Raw genomic sequence first — 3,050 nt, 5'->3', positions numbered from 1 at the left:
TTGGTTGCGGGGGTAGGATTTGAACCTACGACCTTCAGGTTATGAGCCTGACGAGCTACCGGGCTGCTCCACCCCGCGCCGGTTGGTCTGGGATTTGAGACCAAGTATATTGAGATCGTTTCAGAGAGCTGCGCTTCTTTCTAGGTTTGGCGGTGACCTACTCTCCCACGTCTTGAGACGCAGTACCATTGGCGCGCCGGCACTTAACGGCCGAGTTCGGGATGGGATCGGGTGTTTTGCTCGTGCTATGACCACCAAACCGAGAAAGAAGCGCGATCAGCGTTTTTTTGTTGTCCGAGTTTTTGTTGCTTTTGTTTGGTCTGGCTTTCACCGGATCAAATCAAGCCAATCGGGCAATTAGTACCGGTCAACTGAATGCATTGCTGCACTTACATCTCCGGCCTATCGACGTGGTGGTCTACCACGGCCCTCGAGGGATACCTTGTTTTGAGGGGGGCTTCCCGCTTAGATGCCTTCAGCGGTTATCCTGTCCGATCATAGCTACCCTGCACTGCGGCTGGCGCCACAACAGGTCCACCAGTGGATCGTTCACCCCGGTCCTCTCGTACTAGGGGCAACTCCTCTCAAGTATCCTACACCCACGGCAGATAGGGACCGAACTGTCTCACGACGTTCTAAACCCAGCTCACGTACCTCTTTAAATGGCGAACAGCCATACCCTTGGGACCTGCTCCAGCCCCAGGATGAGATGAGCCGACATCGAGGTGCCAAACGATGCCGTCGATATGGACTCTTGGGCATCATCAGCCTGTTATCCCCAGCGTACCTTTTATCCGTTGAGCGATGGCCCTCCCACTTGGGACCACCGGATCACTATGGCCGACTTTCGTCTCTGCTCGACTTGTCAGTCTTGCAGTCAGGCTGGCTTCTGCCATTGCACTCAACGAGCGATTTCCGACCGCTCTGAGCCAACCTTCGCGCGCCTCCGTTACTGTTTGGGAGGCGACCGCCCCAGTCAAACTCCCCGCCACGCAGGGTCCCGGATCCGGATAACGGACCGCGGTTAGACATCAAGAGTGCGAAGGGTGGTATCTCAAGGGAGCCTCCACCTGGACTGGCGTCCTGGTTTCAAAGGCTACCACCTATCCTGCACATCACAATCCTGATGCCAGTGCGAAGCTGGAGTAAAGGTGCATGGGGTCTTTCCGTCTAACCGCGGGTAGTGTGCATCTTGACACACAGTTCAATTTCGCTGAGTCCACGTTTGAGACAGCGGGGAAGTCGTTACGCCATTCGTGCAGGTCGGAACTTACCCGACAAGGAATTTCGCTACCTTAGGACCGTTATAGTTACGGCCGCCGTTTACCGGGGCTTCAATTCGGAGCTTGCACCCCTCCTTTTAACCTTCCGGCACCGGGCAGGCGTCAGACCCTATACGTCGCCTTGCGGCTTCGCAGAGCCCTGTGTTTTTAGTAAACAGTCGCCACCCCCTGGTTTGTGCCCCCGGCCCATGGTTGCCCACGAACCGGGCCTCCTTCTCGCGAACTTACGGAGGTATTTTGCCGAGTTCCTTAAACGTGGTTCTCTCAAGCGCCTTGGTATTCTCTACCAGTCCACCTGTGTCGGTTTCGGGTACGGTCTGATGGAGGGCTATTTCCAGGGACCACTGAGCAGCCCGGTCAATCCGATAAGACCGAACTACCTTTGCGATCCGTCACCATCTCCTGGCCCAGGACTATTAACCTGGTTCCCATCGACTACGCCTTTCGGCCTCGCCTTAGGGGCCGGCTCACCCTGCTCAGATTAGCTTTAAGCAGGAACCCTTGGACTTTCGGCGACAGGGTCTCTCACCCTGTTTGTCGCTACTCATGTCAACATTCTCACTTCCGATCACTCCACCGGATCCCTCACAGGCCGGCTTCACAGTCAGGACCTGTCCGATTGCTGCTTTCCCTGGGGAAGGCAGAAGTCGGAAGGTCCTCTATCACGGAACGCTCCGCTACCGCGCACCCGAAGGTGCACCCAAAGCTTCGGCTCGTGGCTTGAGCCCCGTTACATCTTCGCCGCAGGACAACTTATCTAGACCAGTGAGCTGTTACGCTATCTTTAAAGGATGGCTGCTTCTAAGCCAACCTCCTGGTTGTTTTGGTCGTCCCACCTGCTTTCCCACTTAGCCACGAATTGGGGGCCTTAGCTGTTGGTCAGGGTTGTTTCCCTCTCCACGACGGACGTTAGCACCCGCCGTGTGTCTCCCGGATAGTACTCTATGGTATTCGGAGTTTGGTTAGGCTCAGTAAGTCTGTGGGACCCCATCACCCATCCAGTGCTCTACCCCCATAGGTATTCGTCCGAGGCGCTACCTAAATAGCTTTCGCGGAGAACCAGCTATCTCCGAGTTTGATTGGCCTTTCACCCCTAGCCACACGTCATCCCGACCTTTTTCAACAGGTGTGGGTTCGGACCTCCAGTTGGTGTTACCCAACCTTCATCCTGCACATGGCTAGATCACTCGGTTTCGGGTCTGATCCAACGAACTCATTCGCCCTTTTAAGACTCGCTTTCGCTGCGCCTACACCTATCGGCTTAAGCTTGCTCGTTAGACCAAGTCGTTGACCCATTATACAAAAGGTACGCCGTCAGGGCGCAAGGCCCCTCCGACTGCTTGTAGGCGTCCGGTTTCAGAAACTGTTTCACTCCCCTCGTCGGGGTGCTTTTCACCTTTCCCTCACGGTACTGGTTCGCTATCGGTCAGCAAGGAGTACTTAGCCTTCGAGGGTGGTCCCCCGATCTTCAGACAGGATTTCACGTGTCCCGCCCTACTTAATACGTCCAATCGAACTTCCCATACGGGGCTGTCACCCACTCTGGCTGATCTTTCCAGATCATTCTGGTCATTCTCATGGCTCGGCTGGTCCGCGTTCGCTCGCCACTACTAGCGGAGTATCTGTTGATTTCCTTTCCTCCGGGTACTTAGATGTTTCAGTTCCCCGGGTTCGCTCTAAAACCCCTATGTGTTCAGGGTAATAGTACCTGGTTCAGCCTGTTAGGAATTGCTTGCGCAATCCATAACCGACTGTCAGGTGGGTTTC

1 tRNA gene and 2 rRNA genes (1 of these 3 cut by a window edge) are annotated in these 3,050 nt (G+C 55.2%); all 3 read right to left on the bottom strand.

Going from position 1 to position 3,050, the window contains the following annotated elements:
* Position 1: 1 nt before the first annotated feature.
* A tRNA-Met gene (locus BW949_RS16250) sits at positions 2-78 on the bottom strand.
* Positions 79-144: 66 nt separating this feature from the next.
* A 5S ribosomal RNA gene (gene rrf / locus BW949_RS16245) occupies positions 145-259 on the bottom strand.
* Positions 260-336: 77 nt separating this feature from the next.
* A 23S ribosomal RNA gene (locus BW949_RS16240) occupies positions 337-3,050 on the bottom strand (it continues 123 nt past the right edge of the window).

This window comes from Phaeovulum vinaykumarii (assembly GCF_900156695.1).
In the GTDB taxonomy this organism is placed as follows: domain Bacteria; phylum Pseudomonadota; class Alphaproteobacteria; order Rhodobacterales; family Rhodobacteraceae; genus Bieblia_A; species Bieblia_A vinaykumarii.
The sequence above is the reverse complement of the archived record's forward strand: the minus strand, read 5'-3'. Positions and strand labels throughout refer to the sequence as shown.